Source organism: Streptomyces sp. NPDC001770 (assembly GCF_053596135.1).
In genome coordinates this window covers 1-18,722 of sequence record NZ_JBSFFN010000016.1, presented here as the reverse complement: position 1 = coordinate 18,722, position 18,722 = coordinate 1, and the positions used below count along the sequence as shown (strand labels likewise).

Here is an 18,722-nt window from a genome sequence, read left to right as displayed (position 1 = left end):
GCGGGTCACTCCTCGCCCTGCGCCTGGATAGCTGTAATGGCCACGGTGTTGACGATGTCCTGGACGAGAGCGCCGCGCGAGAGGTCGTTGACCGGCTTGCGCAGCCCCTGGAGCACCGGACCCACCGCGACCGCGTTCGCCGAGCGCTGTACGGCCTTGTAGGTGTTGTTGCCGGTGTTGAGGTCCGGGAAGATCAGCACGGTGGCCTGGCCCGCCACCGGCGACTCGGGCATCTTCGTCGCAGCGACGGTCGGCTCGACCGCCGCGTCGTACTGGATCGGTCCCTCGATGAGCAGATCGGGCCGCGCCGAGCGGACCCGCTCCGTCGCCTCCCGCACCTTCTCCACGTCCGCACCGGAACCCGAGGTTCCGGTGGAGTACGACAGCATCGCGATCCGCGGGTCCACCCCGAAACGGGCCGCCGTCGCCGCCGACTGGACCGCGATGTCCGAGAGCTGCTCCGCGTCCGGGTCCGGGTTGACCGCGCAGTCGCCGTACACCAGCACCTTGTCGGCGAGGCACATGAAGAAGACCGAGGAGACGATGCGCGCGTCCGGCTTCGTCTTGATGATCTCGAAGGCCGGCCGGATGGTCGCCGCCGTGGAGTGCACGGAACCGGAGACCATGCCGTGCGCCAGGCCCTCCTGGACCATCAGGGTGCCGAAGTAGTTCACGTCGGAGACCACGTCGTACGCCAGCTCCACCGTCACCCCGCGGTGCGCGCGCAGCTGGGCGTACCGCTCCGCGAAGGCCTGCCGCAGCTCGGAGGTGGCCGGGTCGATGAGCTGGGTGTCCGCGAGGTCGATGCCGAGGTCGGCCGCCTTCTTGCGGATCAGGTCCACGTCGCCGAGGAGCGTCAGCTCGCACACGTCACGGCGGAGCAGCACGTCGGCGGCGCGCAGCACGCGCTCCTCGGAACCCTCCGGCAGCACCACCCGGCGCCGGTCGGCACGCGCCTGCTCCAGCAGGTCGTGCTCGAACATCATCGGCGTGACACGTCCGGTACGGGCCACCGAGACCCGTTCGAGGAGCGCGGCGGTGTCCACATGGCGCTCGAACAGGCCGAGCGCGGTCTCCGCCTTGCGGGGCGTGGCCGCGTTCAGCTTGCCTTCGAGGGCGAAGAGTTCACCGGCGGTGGGGAAGGAACCCCCGGACACCGAGATCACCGGGGTGCCGGGCGCGAGCCGGGCCGCCAGCTGGAGGATCTCCTCGCCGGGGCGCTCGTCCAGCGTCAGCAGCACCCCCGCGATGGGCGGGGTGCCGGCGCTGTGCGCGGCGAGCGAGCCCACCACCAGGTCGGCCCGGTCGCCCGGGGTGACGACCATGCAGCCGGGCGTCAGTGCCTTCAGGACCCTCGGCAGCATCGCCCCGCCGAACACGAAGTCCAGCGCGTCGCGCGCGAGCCCCGCGTCGTCGCCGAGCAGCACCGTGCCGCCCAGCGCGGCGGTGACCTGCGCGACCGTGGGCGCCGAGAGGGCCGGATCGTCCGGCAGTACGTACACCGGGACGGTCAGCCGCTCCACGATGCGCTCGGCGAGGGCGTCCCGGTCCTCGGGCGCGACCCGGTTGACCACCATCGCCAGCACGTCGCAGCCGAGCCCGGCGTAGGCGCGGTACGCGTTGTGCGTCTCGGCCCGCACCGACTCGGCGGGCTGGTCCTTCCCGCCGACCACCGCGATGACGGAGGCCCCGAACTCGTTGGCGAGGCGGGCGTTGAGCGCCAGCTCGTCGGGGAGCTGGGTCTCCGCGTAGTCGGAGCCGAGCACCAGCACCACTTCGTAGGCGCGCGCGACCTGGTGGAAGCGCTCGACGAGCCGGGAGACGAGTTCGTCGGTACCCTGCTCCGCCTGGATCGCCGACGCCTCGTGGTAGTCGAGGCCGTAGACGGTCTCCGGGCTCTGGGAGAGCCGGTAGCGGGCGCGCAGCAACTCGAACAGCCGGTCGGGACCGTCGTGGACCAGCGGCCGGAAGACGCCGACGCGGTCCACCTGCCGTGTCAGTAGCTCCATGACCCCGAGTTCGACGACCTGGCGGCCGTCCCCCCGGTCGATCCCGGTCACGTACACGCTGCGCGTCACGCGTGGTCTCCCGTCCTGATGCGGCTGTTCGCCCGATACGGGCGGTGATATCCCGGTAGGGGTGGCATTGGCTTGCATTATTTCCGACGATACCTTCGGGGGCCGCAGGGCCGCCCGCCGGAGACCCCTTCCCACTTTCCCGCGCGGGGCCGCGCCGTTGCCGGTGCGTGCGTGTGTGCACGCGTACACCCGGGGGCGTTGCTTCCCCGCCCCGGCTCCTCAGCGGCCATGAGGCCCCACGTAACGTGGGACCGGAGGCAGCTTCCGGACCTGTTACCCGGATTTTCGCCCCCTGTTCGTGCGCCGGAGCAGCCGAAAGCGCGAGGTGTACCCCTGCCGTGGGAGAATCGGGACGGCTCACGGCGCGGGGGCCGCTCACCAAGGCCCCGAACAGTCCGGTACTAGCGAGCAGGAGACAACGCACGATGCGCATCGGAATTCTCACCGCAGGCGGCGACTGCCCCGGCCTGAACGCAGTGATCCGTTCGGTCGTGCACCGCGCAGTAGTGGGTCACGGCGACGAGGTCATCGGCTTCGAGGACGGCTTCAAGGGCCTCCTGGACGGCCACTTCCGCCCGCTGGACCTGAATGCCGTCAGCGGCATCCTGGCGCGTGGCGGCACCATCCTCGGCTCCGCCCGCCTGGAGCGCGACCGGCTCCGCGAGGCCGCCGAGAACTGTGAGGAGCTGTCCCGCCGTTACGGCATAGACGCCCTCATCCCCATCGGCGGCGAGGGCACCCTCACGGCGGCCCGGATGCTCTCCGAGGCCGGCATGCCCGTCGTCGGCGTCCCGAAGACCATCGACAACGACATCTCCGCCACCGACCGCACCTTCGGTTTCGACACCGCCGTGGGCGTCGCGACGGAGGCCATAGACCGCCTCAAGACCACCGCCGAATCCCACCAGCGCGTCATGGTCGTCGAGGTGATGGGCCGTCACGCCGGATGGATCGCCCTGGAGTCCGGCATGGGCGGCGGTGCGCACGGCATCTGCCTGCCCGAGCGCCCCTTCCAGGTCGACGACCTGGTCAAGATGGTCGAGGAACGCTTCGCCCGCGGCAAGAAGTTCGCGGTCATCTGCGTCGCCGAAGGCGCGCACCCGGCCGAGGGCTCCATGGCGTACGCCAAGGGCGAGATCGACCAGTTCGGCCACGAGCGCTTCCAGGGCATCGGCAACCGCCTCGCCGTCGAGCTGGAGCGCCGCCTCGGCAAGGAGGCCCGCCCGGTCATCCTCGGCCACGTGCAGCGCGGCGGCACCCCGACCGCGTACGACCGCGTCCTCGCGACCCGCTTCGGCTGGCACGCGGTGGAGGCCGTGCACCGCGGCGAGTTCGGCAACATGACCGCCCTCCGCGGGACCACCATCGAGATGGTGCCGCTCGCCGACGCGGTGACCCAGCTGAAGACCGTGCCGGCGGACCGGATGTTCGAAGCGGAGTCGGTGTTCTAGGCACGCACGGCGCGAGGTTCCGGGCACGCGCGGCGTGAGGTTCTGGGCACGCGCGGCGTGAGGTTCTGGGCACGCGCGGCGTGAGGTTCTGGGCACGCGCGGCGTGAGGTTCCGGGCACGCGCGGTGCGAGGTTCTGGGCACGGGCGGCGCGAGCGCGTGAAAGGCTGTTCCCCGTCCCTCCCGGGAGGGACGGGGAACAGCCTTCAGCCGTTTTCCGGTGCGGTGCCCGCAAGCCCGCCCGCCTCAGGCGCGCAGGGTCTTCAGCGCACCGGCCCAGCGCTCCAACTGATCCAGCACACGGATCAGTTCCTCCTCGCGGGTCCCGGTGGGCGTGAAGGCCGGGTACTCGGCGAAGTCGTCGGTGAGGGTCAGCGCGAGCTGCGCCTGCACGGTGGCGATCCGGAGTTCGGCGGCGACGTGCCGCAGATGCTCCGCCGCGCGCACCCCGCCCGCGAACCCGAGGCTGACGAAACCGGCGGCCTTGTCGTTCCACTCGTCGTAGAGGTAGTCGAGCGCGTTCTTCAGCACGGCCGGGGCGCTGTGGTTGTACTCCGGCGTGACGAAGAGGAATCCGTCGAACCCGGCGACCGTCGCCGCCCAGCGCCGGGTGTGGGCGTGCTCGTACTGCCCGTACCGGGGTGGCAGCGCCTCGTCGTAGAGGGGCAGGTCGTGGTCGGCGAGGTCGACGAGTTCGTAACGGGCGTCCGGCCGCCCGGCGGCGACGGTGTGTACCCAGTCGGCCACCGCGCGGGTCACCCGGCCCGGGCGGACACTGCCGACGACGACGGCGATCCTGGTGGTCATGGCTCCTCTTTCCTTTCTCCGGCGGTAACGGTCGGACACGGCCAGGACCCGTCAGCCGAACTGGCCCGGCTGGTAGTCGCCGGCCGGCTGCCGGACCATGACGTTCAGCCGGTTGAAGGCGTTGATGACCGCGACGAGGGAGACCAGGGCGACGAGCTGGTCCTCGTCGTAGTGCTTGGCGGCCGCCTCCCACGCCTCGTCGGTGACCCCGCCGGCCGCGTCCGCGATCCGGGTGCCCTGCTCGGCCAGTTCGAGCGCGGCACGCTCGGCCTCGGTGAACACCGTCGCCTCCCGCCAGACCGCGACCAGGGCGAGCCGCACCGCGCTCTCCCCGGCCGCCGCGGCCTCCTTGGTGTGCATGTCGGTGCAGAATCCGCAGCCGTTGATCTGGCTGGCGCGGATCTTGATCAGTTCCTGCGTGGCGGCGGGCACGTTGAGCGCCGAGACCGCCCTCCCCGCCGAGGTGAAGTGGCCCAGCATCCTGGTGACGGCCGGGCTGCCGAAGAGATTGAGTCGGGCGCTGTGGGTGTTCACGGGGGCTCCTTGACCGGTCCGGGACACGCACCCCTGTGGTGCGTACACAGGTCAGACCGGGCAGCCCGGCGGAATGTGACACGCGGATCCGGTGCACCCGCTCCGGGACGCCGTTCAGCGCGCCTCCGGCACCCACCGGTAGTGCAGCTCCGGCCGTCCGACCTGGCCGTAGTGCGGCCGGCGGGCGGCCCGGCCGAGGCCGACGAGGTGTTCGAGGTAACGGCGCGCGGTGATACGGGAGATGCCCAGCGCCTCGCCGGTGGCCGCCGCCGTCACCCCGTCCGGCGCCCCGCGCAGCTCACGGGTGACCGCCTCCAGCGTCGGGGCGCTCAGCCCCTTCGGCAGCGCGGCCGGGTGCGGGGCGCGCAGCACCCCGAGCGCCCGGTCCACCTCCTCCTGGCCGCTCGCCTCCCCGGCCGCCCCCCGGAACTCCGCGTACCGCACCAGCCGGTCCCGCAGCGTCGGGTAGGTGAACGGTTTCAGCACGTACTGCACGACCCCCAGCGAGACGCCCTCCCGCACCACCGCGAGGTCCCTCGCCGACGTCACCGCGATCACGTCGGCGGCGTGCCCGGCCGCCCGCAGCGCGCGCAGCAGCTGGAGCCCGTGGCCGTCGGGGAGGTAGAGGTCGAGCAGCAGCAGATCGACGGGCTCCCGGTCCAGCGCCCGTACCGCCTCCGCCCGCGTGTGCGCCACCGCCGCCACCTCGAAGCCCTCCACCCGCGCCACGTACATCCGGTGGGCGTCGGCGGCCACCGGGTCGTCCTCCACCACCAGGACCCGGATCATGCGCGCTCTCCCGTCGTGCTCGTCGTGCTCGTGGTGCGCGTCGTGTTCGTCGTGCCGCTTCCGCGGCCCGTACGGTCGCGGATCGGCAGGCGTACGGAGAACTCCGCGCCCCCGTCCGGACCCCGCCCCAGCTCCACCGTCCCGCCGTTGCGCTGCACGGTCTGGCGGACCAGCGCGAGGCCGAGTCCCCGCCCGGTGCCGTGCGTCGACCAGCCGGTACGGAACACCGCCTCGGCATCCTCCCGCCCGATGCCGGGGCCGTTGTCCGCCACCTTCAGCAGCAGCTCCCGGGCGTCCGCCTCGGCGACGGCCGTCACCGTGACCCGGGGGCGGGCCGCGCCGGCCTCCCGGGGCGTGCCGCCTTCCGGGGCCGCGCCGCCTTCCCGGGCCGCGCCGCCTTCCCGGGCCGCGGGGACGACGGCGCCCGGGGCGCCCGGGCCGTCGGCCGCCGCGTCCAGCGCGTTGTCGATCAGATTCCCCAGCACGGTCACCAGGTCCCGCTGCGCCAGGGTGTCGGGAAGCACCCCGTCGTCGATCCGGCTGTCCTCGGCCAGCACCAGCTCCACCCCGCGCTCGTTGGCCTGGGCCGCCTTGCCGAGCAGCAGGGCCGCGAGCACCGGTTCGGCGACCGCGCCCACCACTCGGTCCGTCAGTACCTGGGCCAGCTCCAGTTCGGCGGTCGCGAACCCCACCGCCTCCTCGGCACGGCCGAGTTCGATGAGTGACACCACCGTGTGCAACCGGTTCGCCGCCTCGTGCGCCTGCGCGCGCAGCGCGTGCGAGAAGCCGCGCTCCGAGTCCAGCTCGCCCGACAAAGCCTGCAGCTCGGTGTGGTCCCGCAGGGTCGCCACGGTGCCCCGCTGCTCACCGCCCACCACCGGGCGGGAGTTCAGCACGATCACCCGGTCCGCCGTCAGATGGAGTTCGTCCACCCGCGGCTCGGACGCCAGCAGGGCCCCGGTCAGCGAAGGCGGCAGCGCCAGCGCGTCCACCCTCCGGCCGACCGCCTCGGGCCCCAGCCCCAGCAGCTCCCGGCCCGCGTCGTTGATCAGCGCGATCCTCCGCTGCCCGTCCAGCATCAGCAGCCCCTCGCGCACCGCGTGCAGGGCCGCCTCGTGGTAGTCGTGCATCCGGCTCAGCTCGGCCGCGTTCATCCCGTGCGTATGGCGGCGCAGCCGGGCGTTGATCACGTACGTACCGATCCCGCCGAGCGCCAGCGCACCCGCCGCCGCGAGGCTCAGCGCCCGCAACTGCGCCCGCACCTGGGAGGAGACCCGCTCCACGGTGATGCCCGCGCTGACCAGCCCGGTGATCCGGCCCCTGTCGCGGACCGGGGTGACCACGCGGATCGACGGGCCGAGCGTGCCCGTGTACGTCTCCTCGAACGTCTCGCCCCTCAGCGCCCGCGCGGTGTGCCCGAGGAAGATCTCGCCGATGCGCGACCGGTCCGGATGCGTCCAGCGGACGCCCTGCGGGTTCATGATCGTCACGAACGCGATCCCGGTGTCCGCGCGGACCTGTTCCGCGTACGGCTGGAGCACCGAGGACGGGTCCGGGGTGCGGATCGCCTCCCGTACGGAGGGCGACCCGGCGATCGCCAACGCCGCCGCCCGCACCTGCCGCCGCGCGGTCTCCTCGGCCCGCGCGGAGCCGGAGACGTACGCGAAGAACGCGCCGCCGGCCACCACGGCGGCGATCAGGACGACCTGCATGGCGAAGAGCTGGCCGGCCAGGCTGCGGGGACGGGGACGGAAGGAACGCATGGCTGACAGTCTGCCCGGGGTGCGGAGACCGGGGTGCGGTGGCCGGGGTGCGTTGGCCGGGTCACGGCTACCGGTGCGCGGTGTGGGGAGTGGCGGCGGGCTGGTTCGGCCTGCGGCGAAAGGAGTTTTCGCGGTGCGGGCGCCCGGATATTTTGCCGGTATGACCGATCACCGCTCCGTCGACGTCGGAGGCGTCCGGCTGGCCTACCAGGTCTCGGGGCCCGCGGACGCCCCGCCGCTCGTCCTGCTGCACGCGCTGGGCGAGGACGCCTCGGACTGGGACGCGGTGGCCCCCGTCCTCGCCCGCCACCGCCGCGTGCACGCCCTCGACCTGCGTGGTCACGGCCGGAGCGACTGGCCCGGCACGTACTCGTTGGAGCTCATGCGGGACGACGTGCTCGGCTTCCTGGACGCGCTGGGACTCGACCGGGTGGAGCTGGTGGGGCACTCGCTGGGCGGGATCGTCGCCTACCTCCTCGCCCAGGAACACCCGCAGCGGGTGCACCGCCTCGTCCTGGAGGACGTTCCCGCCCCGCGCCCCCGCGCGCGGACCGTACCCACCAGACCGGCGGGGCAGTTGACGTTCGACTGGGAGATGGTCCTGGCCGTCAAGCCGCAGCTCGACACCCCGCAAGCCGCATGGCTGGAGCGCCTCGACCGGATCACCGCCGAGACCCTCGTCGTGGCCGGCGGGCCGGACAGCCACGTGCCCCAGGAGGGCGTGGCCGACCTGGCCCGTCGTATCCCGCGCGGGCGGGCCGTCACCATCCCGGCCGGGCACCTGGTCCACCGGGCCGCACCGGAGGAGTTCACGAAGGCCGTCGTGGAGTTCCTGTGGCTGGAGGGGGGAGTGGACCCGGGGCCAGGAGTCTGACCCGTGCCACGGTGTGCGCAGGCCGTCCTCCCGATCGGGACCGTCAGCCGGTGCCGGCCGGCAGGTCCCATGACCGGGGCCGGTCGAGGGCCTCCCACTCCTCCCGGAGCAGCGCGTACACCGCGAGGTCGTGCCGGCGCCCCAGGTGCAGGCAGGTGGAGCGACGTATCCCCTCGTGGACGAAACCGGCTCCGGCCAGGGCACCCAGTGCCGCGGCGTTCGTGGTGTGGGTCTCGGCCTCGACGCGGTGCAGCGGCAGTTCACCGAAGGCGAGGTCGACCAGAGCGTCCACGGCGGCGGTGCCGTACCCCTGTCCACGGTGGTCGGGGTCCAGCATCAGCGTGATCGCGGCCGATCCGTCGACGATGTCCTGGTCGGTCAGGGCGATGTGACCGATGGGAGTGCCGTCGGGGAGCAGGACGAGGAAGTCGTCGCGGTCTCCCTCTTCCTGGTCGCTCTCCACGCGCTCGCGTACCGCCGACAGCGAACGCGGCCACGTACCGACCTCGCGGGCGATGACGGGGTCGGAGCGCCAGGCGTGGATCAGCTCGGCGTCGTCGGAGTCCAGCGGCGTGAAGGCGACGCCCCGACCCCGCCAGCAGAAGGTCCGGAGCCGCTCGGTGCCCCCGTCCTCCGACTCCGTGTCGGCCGCGGTCTCCTCCGCCACCGTTCCGGTCTCGATCATGGATGGAGGCTAGTGGCACCGCGCACCGGTTGCCAGGCGTTTTCGGCCCCGCCGCTTCCGCCCGGGTTACGCGTTCCGGAACGCTGTGAGCGCCCACGGAGTCGCGTGAACGTTATGAACGCAAGGGTGACCCGCGTCACGGCTCGGTGGATAGTCACCGGGGCCCCCAGGGACGGGGGCCGGTACGCGCCCCGACGGCGGGACCCGTACGTGCCCCGGACCCCACCTGGGTGACTCGTACGCGCCCGGGGTCACGGAACTCGTACGCGACAAGAGCCGAGACCGAACCCAGGAGGCACCCGTGGCAGGGACAGCCGGACAGCGGGACCGCACCCAGTACCTGTACCTCGCCGTCATCGGTGCCGTGGTGCTCGGCATCATCGTGGGGTTCGCCGCCCCCGGGGTCGCCGTCGAGCTGAAGCCCATCGGGACCGGGTTCGTCAACCTCATCAAGATGATGATCTCGCCGATCATCTTCTGCACGATCGTGCTGGGCGTCGGCTCGGTGCGCAAGGCCGCCAAGGTGGGCGCGGTGGGCGGGCTGGCACTCGGCTACTTCCTGGTCATGTCGACCGTCGCCCTCGCCATCGGCCTGATCGTCGGCAACATCCTGGAGCCCGGCTCCGGCCTGCACCTCACCGAGACCGTCCGCGCGGCCGGCGAGAAGCAGGCCGAGGGGGCGAGCGAGTCCACCGCCGACTTCCTGCTCGGCATCATCCCGAAGACCATGGTCTCGGCCTTCACCGAGGGCGAGGTCCTCCAGACCCTGCTGATCGCCCTGCTCGCGGGCTTCGCCATCCAGGCCCTGGGCGCGACCGGCGAACCGATTCTGCGCGGCATCGGCCACATCCAGAAGCTCGTCTTCCGCATCCTCGCCATGATCATGTGGGCGGCCCCGGTCGGCGCGTTCGGCGCGATGGCGGCGGTGGTCGGCGAGACCGGCGTGGACGCGCTGAAGTCGCTCGGCATCATCATGGTCGGCTTCTACCTCACCTGCGCCATCTTCGTCGTCGTCGTCCTGGGCAGCATCCTGCGCCTGGTCGCCGGGGTGAACCTCTTCCTGCTGCTGAAGTACCTCGGCCGTGAATTCCTGCTGATCCTCTCCACATCGTCCTCCGAGTCCGCCCTGCCGCGCCTCATCGCGAAGATGGAGCACCTCGGCGTCAGCAAGCCCGTCGTCGGCATCACCGTGCCGACCGGCTACTCCTTCAACCTCGACGGCACCGCCATCTACCTCACGATGTCGTCCCTCTTCATCGCCAACGCCATGGGCGACCCGCTGAGCGCGGGCGAGCAGATCTCCCTGCTCGTCTTCATGGTCATCGCCTCCAAGGGGGCCGCCGGAGTCACCGGCGCCGGACTCGCCACCCTCGCGGGTGGCCTCCAGTCGCACCGCCCCGGACTCGTGGACGGCGTCGGCCTGATCGTCGGCATCGACCGCTTCATGAGCGAGGCCCGCGCCCTGACCAACTTCGCCGGGAACGCCGTCGCCACCATCCTCGTCGGCACCTGGACGAAGGAGATCGACCGGGCCCGCGTGGACGAGGTCCTCGCCGGCAACCTGCCCTTCGACGAGCGGATGCTGGAGGAGGAGGCGCCTTCGGCCCCGGCCGCGGGGGCCGGTTCTCCGGCCGCCGAAGAGGTACCCGACCAGCGTGACGGGGGCGGCGTGCCGGCGAAGGTCTGACCCGCGCCACGCCGACCGGCCCCGGGCGGTGCGTCCGCGCGCGGATCCGCACGGAGCCCCACAGACCCGAGACCCTCGCCGAGGACCCCACCTCTGCCTCGGCCGTCTCGCCGGGAACGCCCGCACCGGAAGGTGCGGGCGTTCCCGGTTCCGGCTCAGCTGCCATCGGCGGGATCGCGCCAGTGCCAGGGCACTTGAGGCGGAACCCAAGCCACGTCGCTCTCCCTGGCCAGGGCTGGTGGAGCAGCATGAGGAGGCACGTCCGACTCGTCGATCACCGTTTCCAGCGTCAGTTGCACGGAGCGCAGATATCCCCTCACATCTCGAATCTGACGCTCAGGGTGCCCTTGGCCGACACCCCGCCACGCTACGTCGTAGGCAAGCCCGACAAGGGTGCGACAGCGATCGCGTACCGCAGCATCCTGGATCGGGAAGAGATCGGTCCGCATGCCCCGTCGAACCACTGACAGCGCCGAGGCGCGGGGCCGGCCGGTCCGTGCACGCCCCGCACGGGTCCTTCCGCGCGTCCCTCGGACCTGCCGGACCCGCCCCCCCCCGGCGGACGGCGCCACCTTCGCGGCGAACCCACCGACAGGGCCGGCGCCACCGATGCCGCGGCCGGCCGCTCCCTCCACCTCGCAGGACATTCTCGGCCCGGCGCGCCAACTTCCCAGTATGAAGCGGGTGTTGCAAGTTCCTGGCGGCAACCGCACAAGGCTTACGCCCGGCGCCCCGCGAGGGCTAGCGTGCGCACGCACCGGGCTCCCGCCGGTGTTCCCCCTCGGAGCCGCTACGGCCCCGACACCCCAGATCGAGAGCCCTCCGTTGAATCCTGTCAAGCGCCTCCTGGGGCGCGCGCGCCGGGCCAGACCCCGTGCCGCCGTCGTCTCCCTCCTCGCCGCCGGAACGCTGCTCACCGGCGCCCTGGCCGCCGCCCCCACCGCGGCAGCGACCTCCGATCCGCTGCCCGCCGCCGGTGACCCCTGCCAGGGCCAGTGCCTGGACATCCTCACCGCAGGTGAGAACGGGCACGCCACCCTGGCCGGCATCCTGCTGCACCAGACGATCGGCACGCGCCCGGCGCACTCCGCCGACCAGATAGAGAAGTACGACAACCTGCTGCACGACTACTCCGGGCTCACCCCGGACCAGTTGGCGAACTACTTCAACGACGCCTCCTTCGGCGTACCGTCCGGACAGGCGGAGTCCACCCTCACCCCGCGCAGCGGCGTCACCATCACCCGGGACAAGGCCACCGGCACCCCCCACATCAAGGGCACCACCCGCTCCGACACCGAGTTCGGCGCCGGGTACGCGGCGGGCCAGGACCGGCTGTGGCTGATGGACATCCTGCGCCACGTCGGGCGCGGGCAGCTGTCCTCGTTCGCGGGCGGCGCGGCGGGCAACCGGGCGCTGGAGGAGAGCCTCTGGGCCGTCGCCCCGTACACCGAGGCCGACCTCCGCGCCCAGCTCGACCGGGTCGCGGCCTCCGGTGCGCGCGGCACCCAGGCCGTGCAGGACATCAACGACTACGTGGCGGGCGTCAACGCCTTCATCGACGCCGACCTGGACGCCAACAACTACCCGGGCGAGTACGAACTCACCGGCCACGGCAAGAACATCGCCGACTTCACCGCCACCGACACGGTCGCCATCGCCTCGGTGGTCGGCGCCATCTTCGGCAGCGGGGGCGGCGGCGAGGTCGAGAACGCGCTCGCCGAACTCGCCCTCCAGCAGCAGTACGGCACCACCGCCGGCTCCGCCGCGTACCGGGCCTGGCGCGCGCAGAACGACACCGAGGCCACCACCACCCTGCACACCGGCAGCTTCCCGTACGCCACCACGCCCGCCGCCCCGGTCGGTACGGCGACGCCCGACAGCGGCACCGTGACCGCCTACCCGCACGCGGTCAACGGCACCGGCACCGGCGCCACGACCACCACGGCCACCACGGCCACCACGGCCACGACCGCGAAGACGGCGGCCACCACCGGCGAGGGCGTCCTGCCCGCCGATCTGATCACCGGCGAACACGGCATGTCCAACGCCCTGGTGGTCTCCGGCGACCACACCGCCTCCGGCCACCCGATCGCCGTCTTCGGCCCGCAGACCGGGTACTACGCGCCCCAGCTCCTCATGGTCCAGGAGCTGGACGGCCCGGGCCTCCGTTCGCGCGGCGCCTCCTTCCCGGGCATCAGCTTCTACGTGGAGATCGGCCGGGGCCTCGACTACTCCTGGAGCGCCACCTCGGCCAACCAGGACATCACCGACACCTTCGCCGTCGAGCTCTGCGAGCCCTCGGGCGCGACGCCCACCACCGCCTCCCGCTCCTACCTGCTGCGCGGGGTCTGCACCCCGTTCGAGAAGCTGACGGCCCACAACTCCTGGGCGCCCACCACCGCCGACTCCACCGCGGCCGGCTCCTACGACCTGGAGACGCTCCGGTCCGCGTACGGGCTGGTCACCCATGTCGGGAAGAGCGGCGGCAAGCCGGTGGCGTACACCGCGCTGCGCTCCACCTACCAGCACGAGCTGGACTCCGTGGTCGGCTTCCAGCAGTTCAACGACCCCTCCGTCATCACCTCGGCCACCGCCTTCCAGACGGCCGCCCAGGACGTCGGATACACCTTCAACTGGTTCTACGCGGACGCCCACCACACCGCGTACTACAACTCCGGCGTCAACCCGGTACGCGCCGCCGGCACCGACCCCGACAAGCCGATCTGGGCCAAGCCCGCCTACGAATGGCAGGGCTGGAACCCGACGGTCAACACCTCGGCGGTCACCCCGCCCGCCCAGCACCCCCACTCCGTCGACCAGGACTACTACGTCAGCTGGAACAACAAGCAGGCGGCCGGGTTCACCTCCGGCTGGGGCAACGGCGCCGTGCACCGGGCCGACCTGCTGGACAGCCGGGTCTCCGCCCTCGTCACCGCGGGCGGCGTGACCCGCGCCCAGCTGGTGAAGGCGATGGAGGACGCCGCCGCCACCGACCTGCGGGCCGAGGAAGTGCTGCCCGAGCTCCTCCGGGTCATCGACAGCGCCGCCGTGACCGACCCCGCCCTCTCCGCCACCGTCGAGCAGCTGCGCGCCTGGGCCGCCTCCGGCTCCGAGCGGCGCGAGCCGTCCAAGGGCGCGGGGACGTACGACCAGGCCACCGCGATCCGGGTGCTGGACGCCTGGTGGCCACTGCTGGTGGAAGGGGTGTTCCAGCCGAAGCTGGGCAGCGCCGCCTACCAGGCCCTCACCGCCGTCGCGCCCATCAACGAGTCGCCGTCCGGCGGGCAGAACGGCTCCGGCGCGGTCGGCACCGGCATCGCCGCGGCCCAGGCCCACAAGGGCTCCTCCTTCCAGCACGGCTGGTGGAGCTACCTCGACAAGGACCTGCGCGCGGTGCTCGGCGCCGCGGTCGCCTCGCCCCTGGACCGTACGTACTGCGGTAGCGGCACCGTCGCGTCCTGCCGGAACGTCCTGCTGACCACCCTGACGGCCGCCGCGGCCGTCCCGGCGGCCACCGTCTACCCGGCGGACGCGTCCTGCTCCGCCGGTGACCAGGTCTGCGCCGACTCCATCGTGCACCGGGCCATGGGCGGCATCACCGTGCCCCGGATCGCCTGGCAGAACCGTCCCACCTACCAGCAGGTGGTGGAGTTCCCGGCCACCCGGTCGGACAGCCTCACCAACCTCGCCACCGGGGCCAAGGCCACCGCGTCCGACTACCAGAACGCCGTGGTGGTCGCCTACCCGCCCAAGCAGGCGGTCGACGGTGACCGGTCCACCCGCTGGGCCAGCAAGACCGTCGACACCGCGTGGATCACCGTCGACCTCGGAGCGGTACGACGGGTCGGCCGGACCTCGCTGGACTGGTCCGACCAGTACGCGGTGAAGTACACCGTCGAGGTCTCCTCGGACAACGCCACCTGGACGACGGTGCACACCACCACCGCAGGCTCCGGCGGCACCGAGAACCGTTCCTTCACCCCGGTGGACGCCCGGTACGTGCGCATCACCGGGCTGGTCAGGGGCACCGACAACCGGTACTCCCTCAACGAGATCGGGATCTACGCCCAGTGACCGGGGCCGCCTTCACACGATGATCCCCGCCGAGGCCCGGGGCGCACCCCACCACGGGGACGCCCCGGGCCTCCGACGCCGGTCGCCGCCGACAGCCGCTGTCAGCGCCCTTCTGTCAGCGCCCGGCGCTACGGTGCCCCGATGACGAACTACGTATTGGTGGCGGGAGCTTGGCTCGGCGGCTGGGCGTGGCACGAGGTGGCCGAGGAGCTGCGCCGGGACGGGCACACCGTCCTCCCGCTCACCCTCTCCGGGCTCGCGGAGAAGCGCGACGTACCGGCGGGGCAGCAGACACACGTGCGGGACATCGTGGACGCGGTCGAACACGCCGCCCTGACCGACGTGGTGCTCGTCGGGCACAGCTACTCCGGCATCCCGGTGGGCCAGGCAGCCGGACGCATCGGCGACCGGCTCGCACACGTGGTGTTCGTGGACTCCGACGTCCCCGCCGAAGGGAAGGCGTTCGCCTCCGCTCCGTGGGCCTGGCAGCTGGAAGCCACGATCGCCGGGCACGGCGGCTTCTGGCCCCCGCTGACCGCCCCGGACTTCGAGGGCCAGGGACTCGACCCCGCGCAGATCCGGCGGATCGTCGACGGCTCCACGCCCCACCCCGGGGCGACCCTCACCGAGCCCGCCGAGCTCACCCGCCCGCTCGGCGAACTGCCGGCCACCTACGTCAAGTGCCTGCTCGACGGCGCGGAGCCCAACGGCGACGTGGCCGAGCTGCTCAAGAGCGACCGTTGGCGGCTGGTCGAGATGGAGACCGGCCACTGGCCGATGTTCTCGCAGCCGCGCGAACTGGCGCGCGTCCTGGCGGAGGCCCCCGTCCCCTCCTGACCGCCTCCTTGCCTTGACGCCCGCGTCAAGGAATACGGTCGGGTCATGCGAATCGGTGAGCTGGCCGAACGGGCCGGGACGACGACGCGGGCGCTGCGCTACTACGAGACGCGCGGGCTGCTGCGGGCGCGACGGTCCGAGAACGGCTACCGCACGTACGACGAGAACGACCTCAGGCAACTCCGCCAGATCCGGACCCTCCAGGACTTCGGGTTCGACCTGGAGGAGACCCGGCCGTTCGTGGAGTGCCTGCGGGCAGGACACCCGGCGGGCGACGCCTGCCCCGCGTCGCTCGCCGTCTACCGGCGGAAGCTCGATGAGCTGGACGCGCTGATCGCACAACTGCAGACCGTACGGGCCGAGGTCGGCGTACAGCTCGCCCGCGCCGAGGTCGAGGCGGCCGCCGGACTTCCCGGCGGACCGGAGCCCCGATGTGAACTGGGAGGATGACAGATGATCCATGCGGAAGGCGTCACCGAGGTGACCGATGGGACCTTCGACGACGAGGTGCTCGGCGCCGGACTGCCGGTCCTGGTGGAATTCACCGCCGACTGGTGCGGCCCGTGCCGCCAGCTCGCCCCGGTGCTGAGCGAGATCGCCCGTGAAGAGGCCGACCGCCTCAAGATCGTGCAGATCGACGTCGACCACAACCCCGGTACCGCCGCCCGCTACGGCGTGCTGTCGATGCCCACCCTGATCGTCTTCCGCGACGGCGAACCGGTGAAGTCGATGGTGGGAGCCCGCCCCAAGCGCCGCCTCCTCCAGGAGCTGGAGGACGTGCACGCGACGGTGTGAGCCGTCGCGGACGGGCGGTGTCAGGGCCGGCGCGGGCCGCGAGCGGGCAGGGTCCGGCTGTAGACCACGCTCGTGGTCGTGCTCCCGAAACCGGCCAGCTCATCGACGAGCGACTCCAGATGCTCCATCGAGGTCGCGGCCACCTTCGGCGTGTAGCAGTCCTCGCCCGTCGTCCGCAGACACTCCAGGATCTCGTGCCGCTCGGCGAGCAGCCCGTGCAGTGGCTGATGCCGGTTGCCCGGGTACTTCAGCCGGACGACCGCCAGCACCGGATAGCCCACCTCGGCCGGATCGACCGTCGCTGTGTATCCGGTGATGACACCCAGCGCCTCCAGCCGACGCACGCGCTCCGTGGTGGCGGAGGAGCTGAGGCTCACCCGCCGCCCCAGCTCGCTCAGGGATATCCGGGCTTCCTGCTGCAACTGGGTGATGATCGCCCAGTCGACGTCGTCGAGATTCGCGGCCATGGCGGGAATCTACCGGGAAATCAGCGGAGACCGACCGCCTGTCCGGGGAAGAGCCCATTCCCGTCGCCATGATCGCGGGGATAGCCTCTGAGCATGCAACTGGGCGTCAACGTACCGAACTTCGGGCCGGGAACCGACCCCGGCACCCTGCGCGACTGGGCGCGGACCGTGGAAGGCCTGGGGTACGACCTCCTCATGGTGTCGGACCACGTCGCCGTCACCCCGGACGTGGCCGCGCAGTATCCGGAACCCTTCCACGAACCGTTCACCACACTCTCCTGGCTGGCGGGCGTCACCACCCGGATCCGGCTGGGCACGACCGTGCTGGTGATGCCCTACCGGCGTCCCCTGCTGGTCGCCCGCATGGCGGGAAACCTGGACCGGCTCAGCGGCGGGCGGTTCGTACTCGGGGTGGGCGTGGGCTGGGCCCGGCAGGAGTTCGCCGCACTGGGCGTGCCGTTCACCGAGCGCGGCAAGCTCACCGACCAGTACCTGGACGCCGTACGCGCGGCCTGGCGGGAGGACGGTCCCGGCCCCACCGCATCCGTACCGATCTGGGTCGGCGGCAACAGCGACGCCGCCATCCGTCGTGCCATCAGACTCGACGCCCCCTGGCACCCGCTGAACAACACCGTCCCCTGGCTGCGCTCGGCCGTCGAGCGGCACAGCCTGCCGGGCTTCGCTCCCCGGATCTCGCTGCGGCTGACCACCACACCCGTCGACGGCCCCGACCGGCCCGCCGGCGTCGGAACCCTCGAACAGGTCCTCGACGACCTCGCCCAGCTGGAGCGCCTCGGGGCGGATACCGTCGTTCTCGACCCCTACGACGGAGACCCGGAGGAGACCCGCCGGCCCCAAGCGGCCTGGCGGGCGCTCGCCACCGTGGCCGACCACTGGAGGACACCCGCGTGATCACCCCCGCCGACGAGACCCTGCTGCGCCGCGCGATCGGCCTGGCAGCCCGCGCCGTCACCCTGGGCGACGCCCCGTACGGTTCCCTGCTGGCCGACGAGGACGGCACCGTCCTCGTCGAGGCCCACAACACCGTGCGCCGCGACGACGACATCAGCGCCCACCCGGAACTGAAGCTCGCCCGCTGGGCTGCCCGCGAACTCGCTCCCGAGGCGGCGGCCCGCACCACGATGTACACCAGCTGCCAGCCGTGCCAGATGTGCGCCGGCGGCATCGTCCGCTCCGGCCTCGGCCGGGTCGTGTACGCGCTCTCCACCGAGCAGCTCGTCGAGCTCAACCCCGAATCCGGGGCGTGGCCCGAGGTGCCGCAGGACGGCCCGGCCCTCTTCGCGGAGGCCCGTACCCCCATCGAGGACCACCGGCACGGTTGATCCGCGACCGGCCGAGAACAGCCCGACCCGTACCCAGGCTGCCCGCTCACCGCTTGAGCGGGCAGCGCACCGTTGCCCGTACATACGGGGCGCGAACGCGGGGTTGACAGGCTGCCCGTCCCTGAGTAATGTCCTGCGAGCTGTCCGACGTGAGCGCCGACTCCGGTCGGTCCCCGGACAGCCATTCCGCACCACCATTCAACAAGGCCCGGCTTTCTGTCGTGTGCCTTTGCGTGTGCTTGTGTGAAATGAGGATTGCCTGTTCGAGAGAACGGCCCCGATTAGCGTCGGAGCCCGGGAATCCGCTAATGTCTCACTCGTCGGAAGGGCCCGAAACGGCCCGGAGGACAAGCCCGCTGACTGGGAATCAGGCCCGAAAGGATCTGATAGAGTCGGAATCGCCGGAAAGGGAAACGCGAAAGCGAAGAACTGGAAAGCGAAAACTGCTCGACCCGCTTCGACCGGGAATCGGACACGAAAGAGTCTGATAGAGTCGGAAACGCAAGAACGAAGGGAAGCGCCCGGAGGGCCCCGGTGAAA

Annotated in this window: 16 protein-coding genes; 9 read left to right on the top strand and 7 right to left on the bottom strand. The window is 71.9% G+C overall.

Features of this window, described 5'->3' with window-relative positions:
• Positions 1-5: 5 nt before the first annotated feature.
• Positions 6-2,078 (bottom strand): phosphate acetyltransferase, encoded by a 2,073-nt coding sequence (gene pta / locus ACWCSV_RS16450; protein WP_451142703.1) that lies wholly within the window; start codon positions 2,076-2,078, stop codon positions 6-8.
• Between the two features lie 425 nt (positions 2,079-2,503).
• On the opposite strand from pta, the gene ACWCSV_RS16445 reads away from it, so the two are divergent.
• Positions 2,504-3,529: an ATP-dependent 6-phosphofructokinase gene (locus ACWCSV_RS16445; protein WP_450771881.1), complete on the top strand. Its 1,026-nt coding sequence runs from the start codon at positions 2,504-2,506 to the stop codon at positions 3,527-3,529.
• 244 nt (positions 3,530-3,773) lie between these two features.
• On the opposite strand, the gene ACWCSV_RS16440 is transcribed toward ACWCSV_RS16445, so the two are convergent.
• From ACWCSV_RS16440 to ACWCSV_RS16425, 4 genes are all read right to left on the bottom strand, one after another.
• On the bottom strand, positions 3,774-4,334 hold the full coding sequence (locus ACWCSV_RS16440) for an NADPH-dependent FMN reductase (protein WP_451142701.1): 561 nt from the start codon (positions 4,332-4,334) through the stop codon (positions 3,774-3,776).
• A gap of 51 nt (positions 4,335-4,385) precedes the next feature.
• Positions 4,386-4,814: a carboxymuconolactone decarboxylase family protein gene (locus tag ACWCSV_RS16435; RefSeq protein WP_451142934.1), complete on the bottom strand. Its 429-nt coding sequence runs from the start codon at positions 4,812-4,814 to the stop codon at positions 4,386-4,388.
• Between the two features lie 168 nt (positions 4,815-4,982).
• Positions 4,983-5,657 carry a response regulator gene (locus ACWCSV_RS16430; protein ID WP_451142699.1) on the bottom strand — a complete coding sequence of 225 codons (675 nt, stop codon included), beginning with the start codon at positions 5,655-5,657 and terminating at the stop codon, positions 4,983-4,985.
• Positions 5,654-7,420 carry a sensor histidine kinase gene (locus tag ACWCSV_RS16425; RefSeq protein WP_451142697.1) on the bottom strand — a complete coding sequence of 589 codons (1,767 nt, stop codon included), beginning with the start codon at positions 7,418-7,420 and terminating at the stop codon, positions 5,654-5,656. The genes ACWCSV_RS16430 and ACWCSV_RS16425 overlap by 4 nt, the downstream gene beginning before the upstream one ends.
• A gap of 160 nt (positions 7,421-7,580) precedes the next feature.
• Between ACWCSV_RS16425 and ACWCSV_RS16420 the strand changes: the two genes are divergently transcribed.
• On the top strand, positions 7,581-8,294 hold the full coding sequence (locus ACWCSV_RS16420) for an alpha/beta fold hydrolase (RefSeq protein WP_451142695.1): 714 nt from the start codon (positions 7,581-7,583) through the stop codon (positions 8,292-8,294).
• Between the two features lie 43 nt (positions 8,295-8,337).
• Here the strand turns inward: ACWCSV_RS16420 and ACWCSV_RS16415 are convergent, their stop codons facing one another.
• Entirely contained in the window at positions 8,338-8,979 is a 642-nt protein-coding gene (locus tag ACWCSV_RS16415; RefSeq protein WP_451142693.1) for a GNAT family N-acetyltransferase, read from the bottom strand.
• 301 nt (positions 8,980-9,280) lie between these two features.
• On the opposite strand from ACWCSV_RS16415, the gene ACWCSV_RS16410 reads away from it, so the two are divergent.
• The 5 genes from ACWCSV_RS16410 (at position 9,281) to trxA (ending at position 16,372) form a co-directional block, all read left to right on the top strand.
• Entirely contained in the window at positions 9,281-10,666 is a 1,386-nt protein-coding gene (locus tag ACWCSV_RS16410; RefSeq protein ID WP_451142691.1) for a cation:dicarboxylate symporter family transporter, read from the top strand.
• 825 nt (positions 10,667-11,491) lie between these two features.
• The gene (locus ACWCSV_RS16405; RefSeq protein WP_451142689.1) at positions 11,492-14,740 is read left to right on the top strand and encodes a penicillin acylase family protein; all 3,249 of its coding nucleotides are present in this window, start codon (positions 11,492-11,494) and stop codon (positions 14,738-14,740) included.
• A 141-nt stretch (positions 14,741-14,881) separates the two neighbouring features.
• Positions 14,882-15,577 carry an alpha/beta fold hydrolase gene (locus tag ACWCSV_RS16400; RefSeq protein ID WP_451142687.1) on the top strand — a complete coding sequence of 232 codons (696 nt, stop codon included), beginning with the start codon at positions 14,882-14,884 and terminating at the stop codon, positions 15,575-15,577.
• Positions 15,578-15,622: 45 nt separating this feature from the next.
• Positions 15,623-16,027 carry a MerR family transcriptional regulator gene (locus tag ACWCSV_RS16395; RefSeq protein ID WP_451142685.1) on the top strand — a complete coding sequence of 135 codons (405 nt, stop codon included), beginning with the start codon at positions 15,623-15,625 and terminating at the stop codon, positions 16,025-16,027.
• Positions 16,028-16,030: 3 nt separating this feature from the next.
• Positions 16,031-16,372, top strand: coding sequence for a thioredoxin (gene trxA, locus ACWCSV_RS16390; RefSeq protein ID WP_451142683.1), 342 nt, complete (start codon positions 16,031-16,033; stop codon positions 16,370-16,372).
• Positions 16,373-16,392: 20 nt separating this feature from the next.
• Here trxA and ACWCSV_RS16385 read toward each other — a convergent pair whose 3' ends face one another.
• Positions 16,393-16,839 carry an Lrp/AsnC family transcriptional regulator gene (locus ACWCSV_RS16385; RefSeq protein ID WP_451142681.1) on the bottom strand — a complete coding sequence of 149 codons (447 nt, stop codon included), beginning with the start codon at positions 16,837-16,839 and terminating at the stop codon, positions 16,393-16,395.
• A 93-nt stretch (positions 16,840-16,932) separates the two neighbouring features.
• On the opposite strand from ACWCSV_RS16385, the gene ACWCSV_RS16380 reads away from it, so the two are divergent.
• Positions 16,933-17,751: a TIGR03619 family F420-dependent LLM class oxidoreductase gene (locus ACWCSV_RS16380; protein WP_451142679.1), complete on the top strand. Its 819-nt coding sequence runs from the start codon at positions 16,933-16,935 to the stop codon at positions 17,749-17,751.
• Positions 17,748-18,182 carry a nucleoside deaminase gene (locus ACWCSV_RS16375; protein WP_451142677.1) on the top strand — a complete coding sequence of 145 codons (435 nt, stop codon included), beginning with the start codon at positions 17,748-17,750 and terminating at the stop codon, positions 18,180-18,182. The genes ACWCSV_RS16380 and ACWCSV_RS16375 overlap by 4 nt, the downstream gene beginning before the upstream one ends.
• Positions 18,183-18,722: the final 540 nt, after the last annotated feature.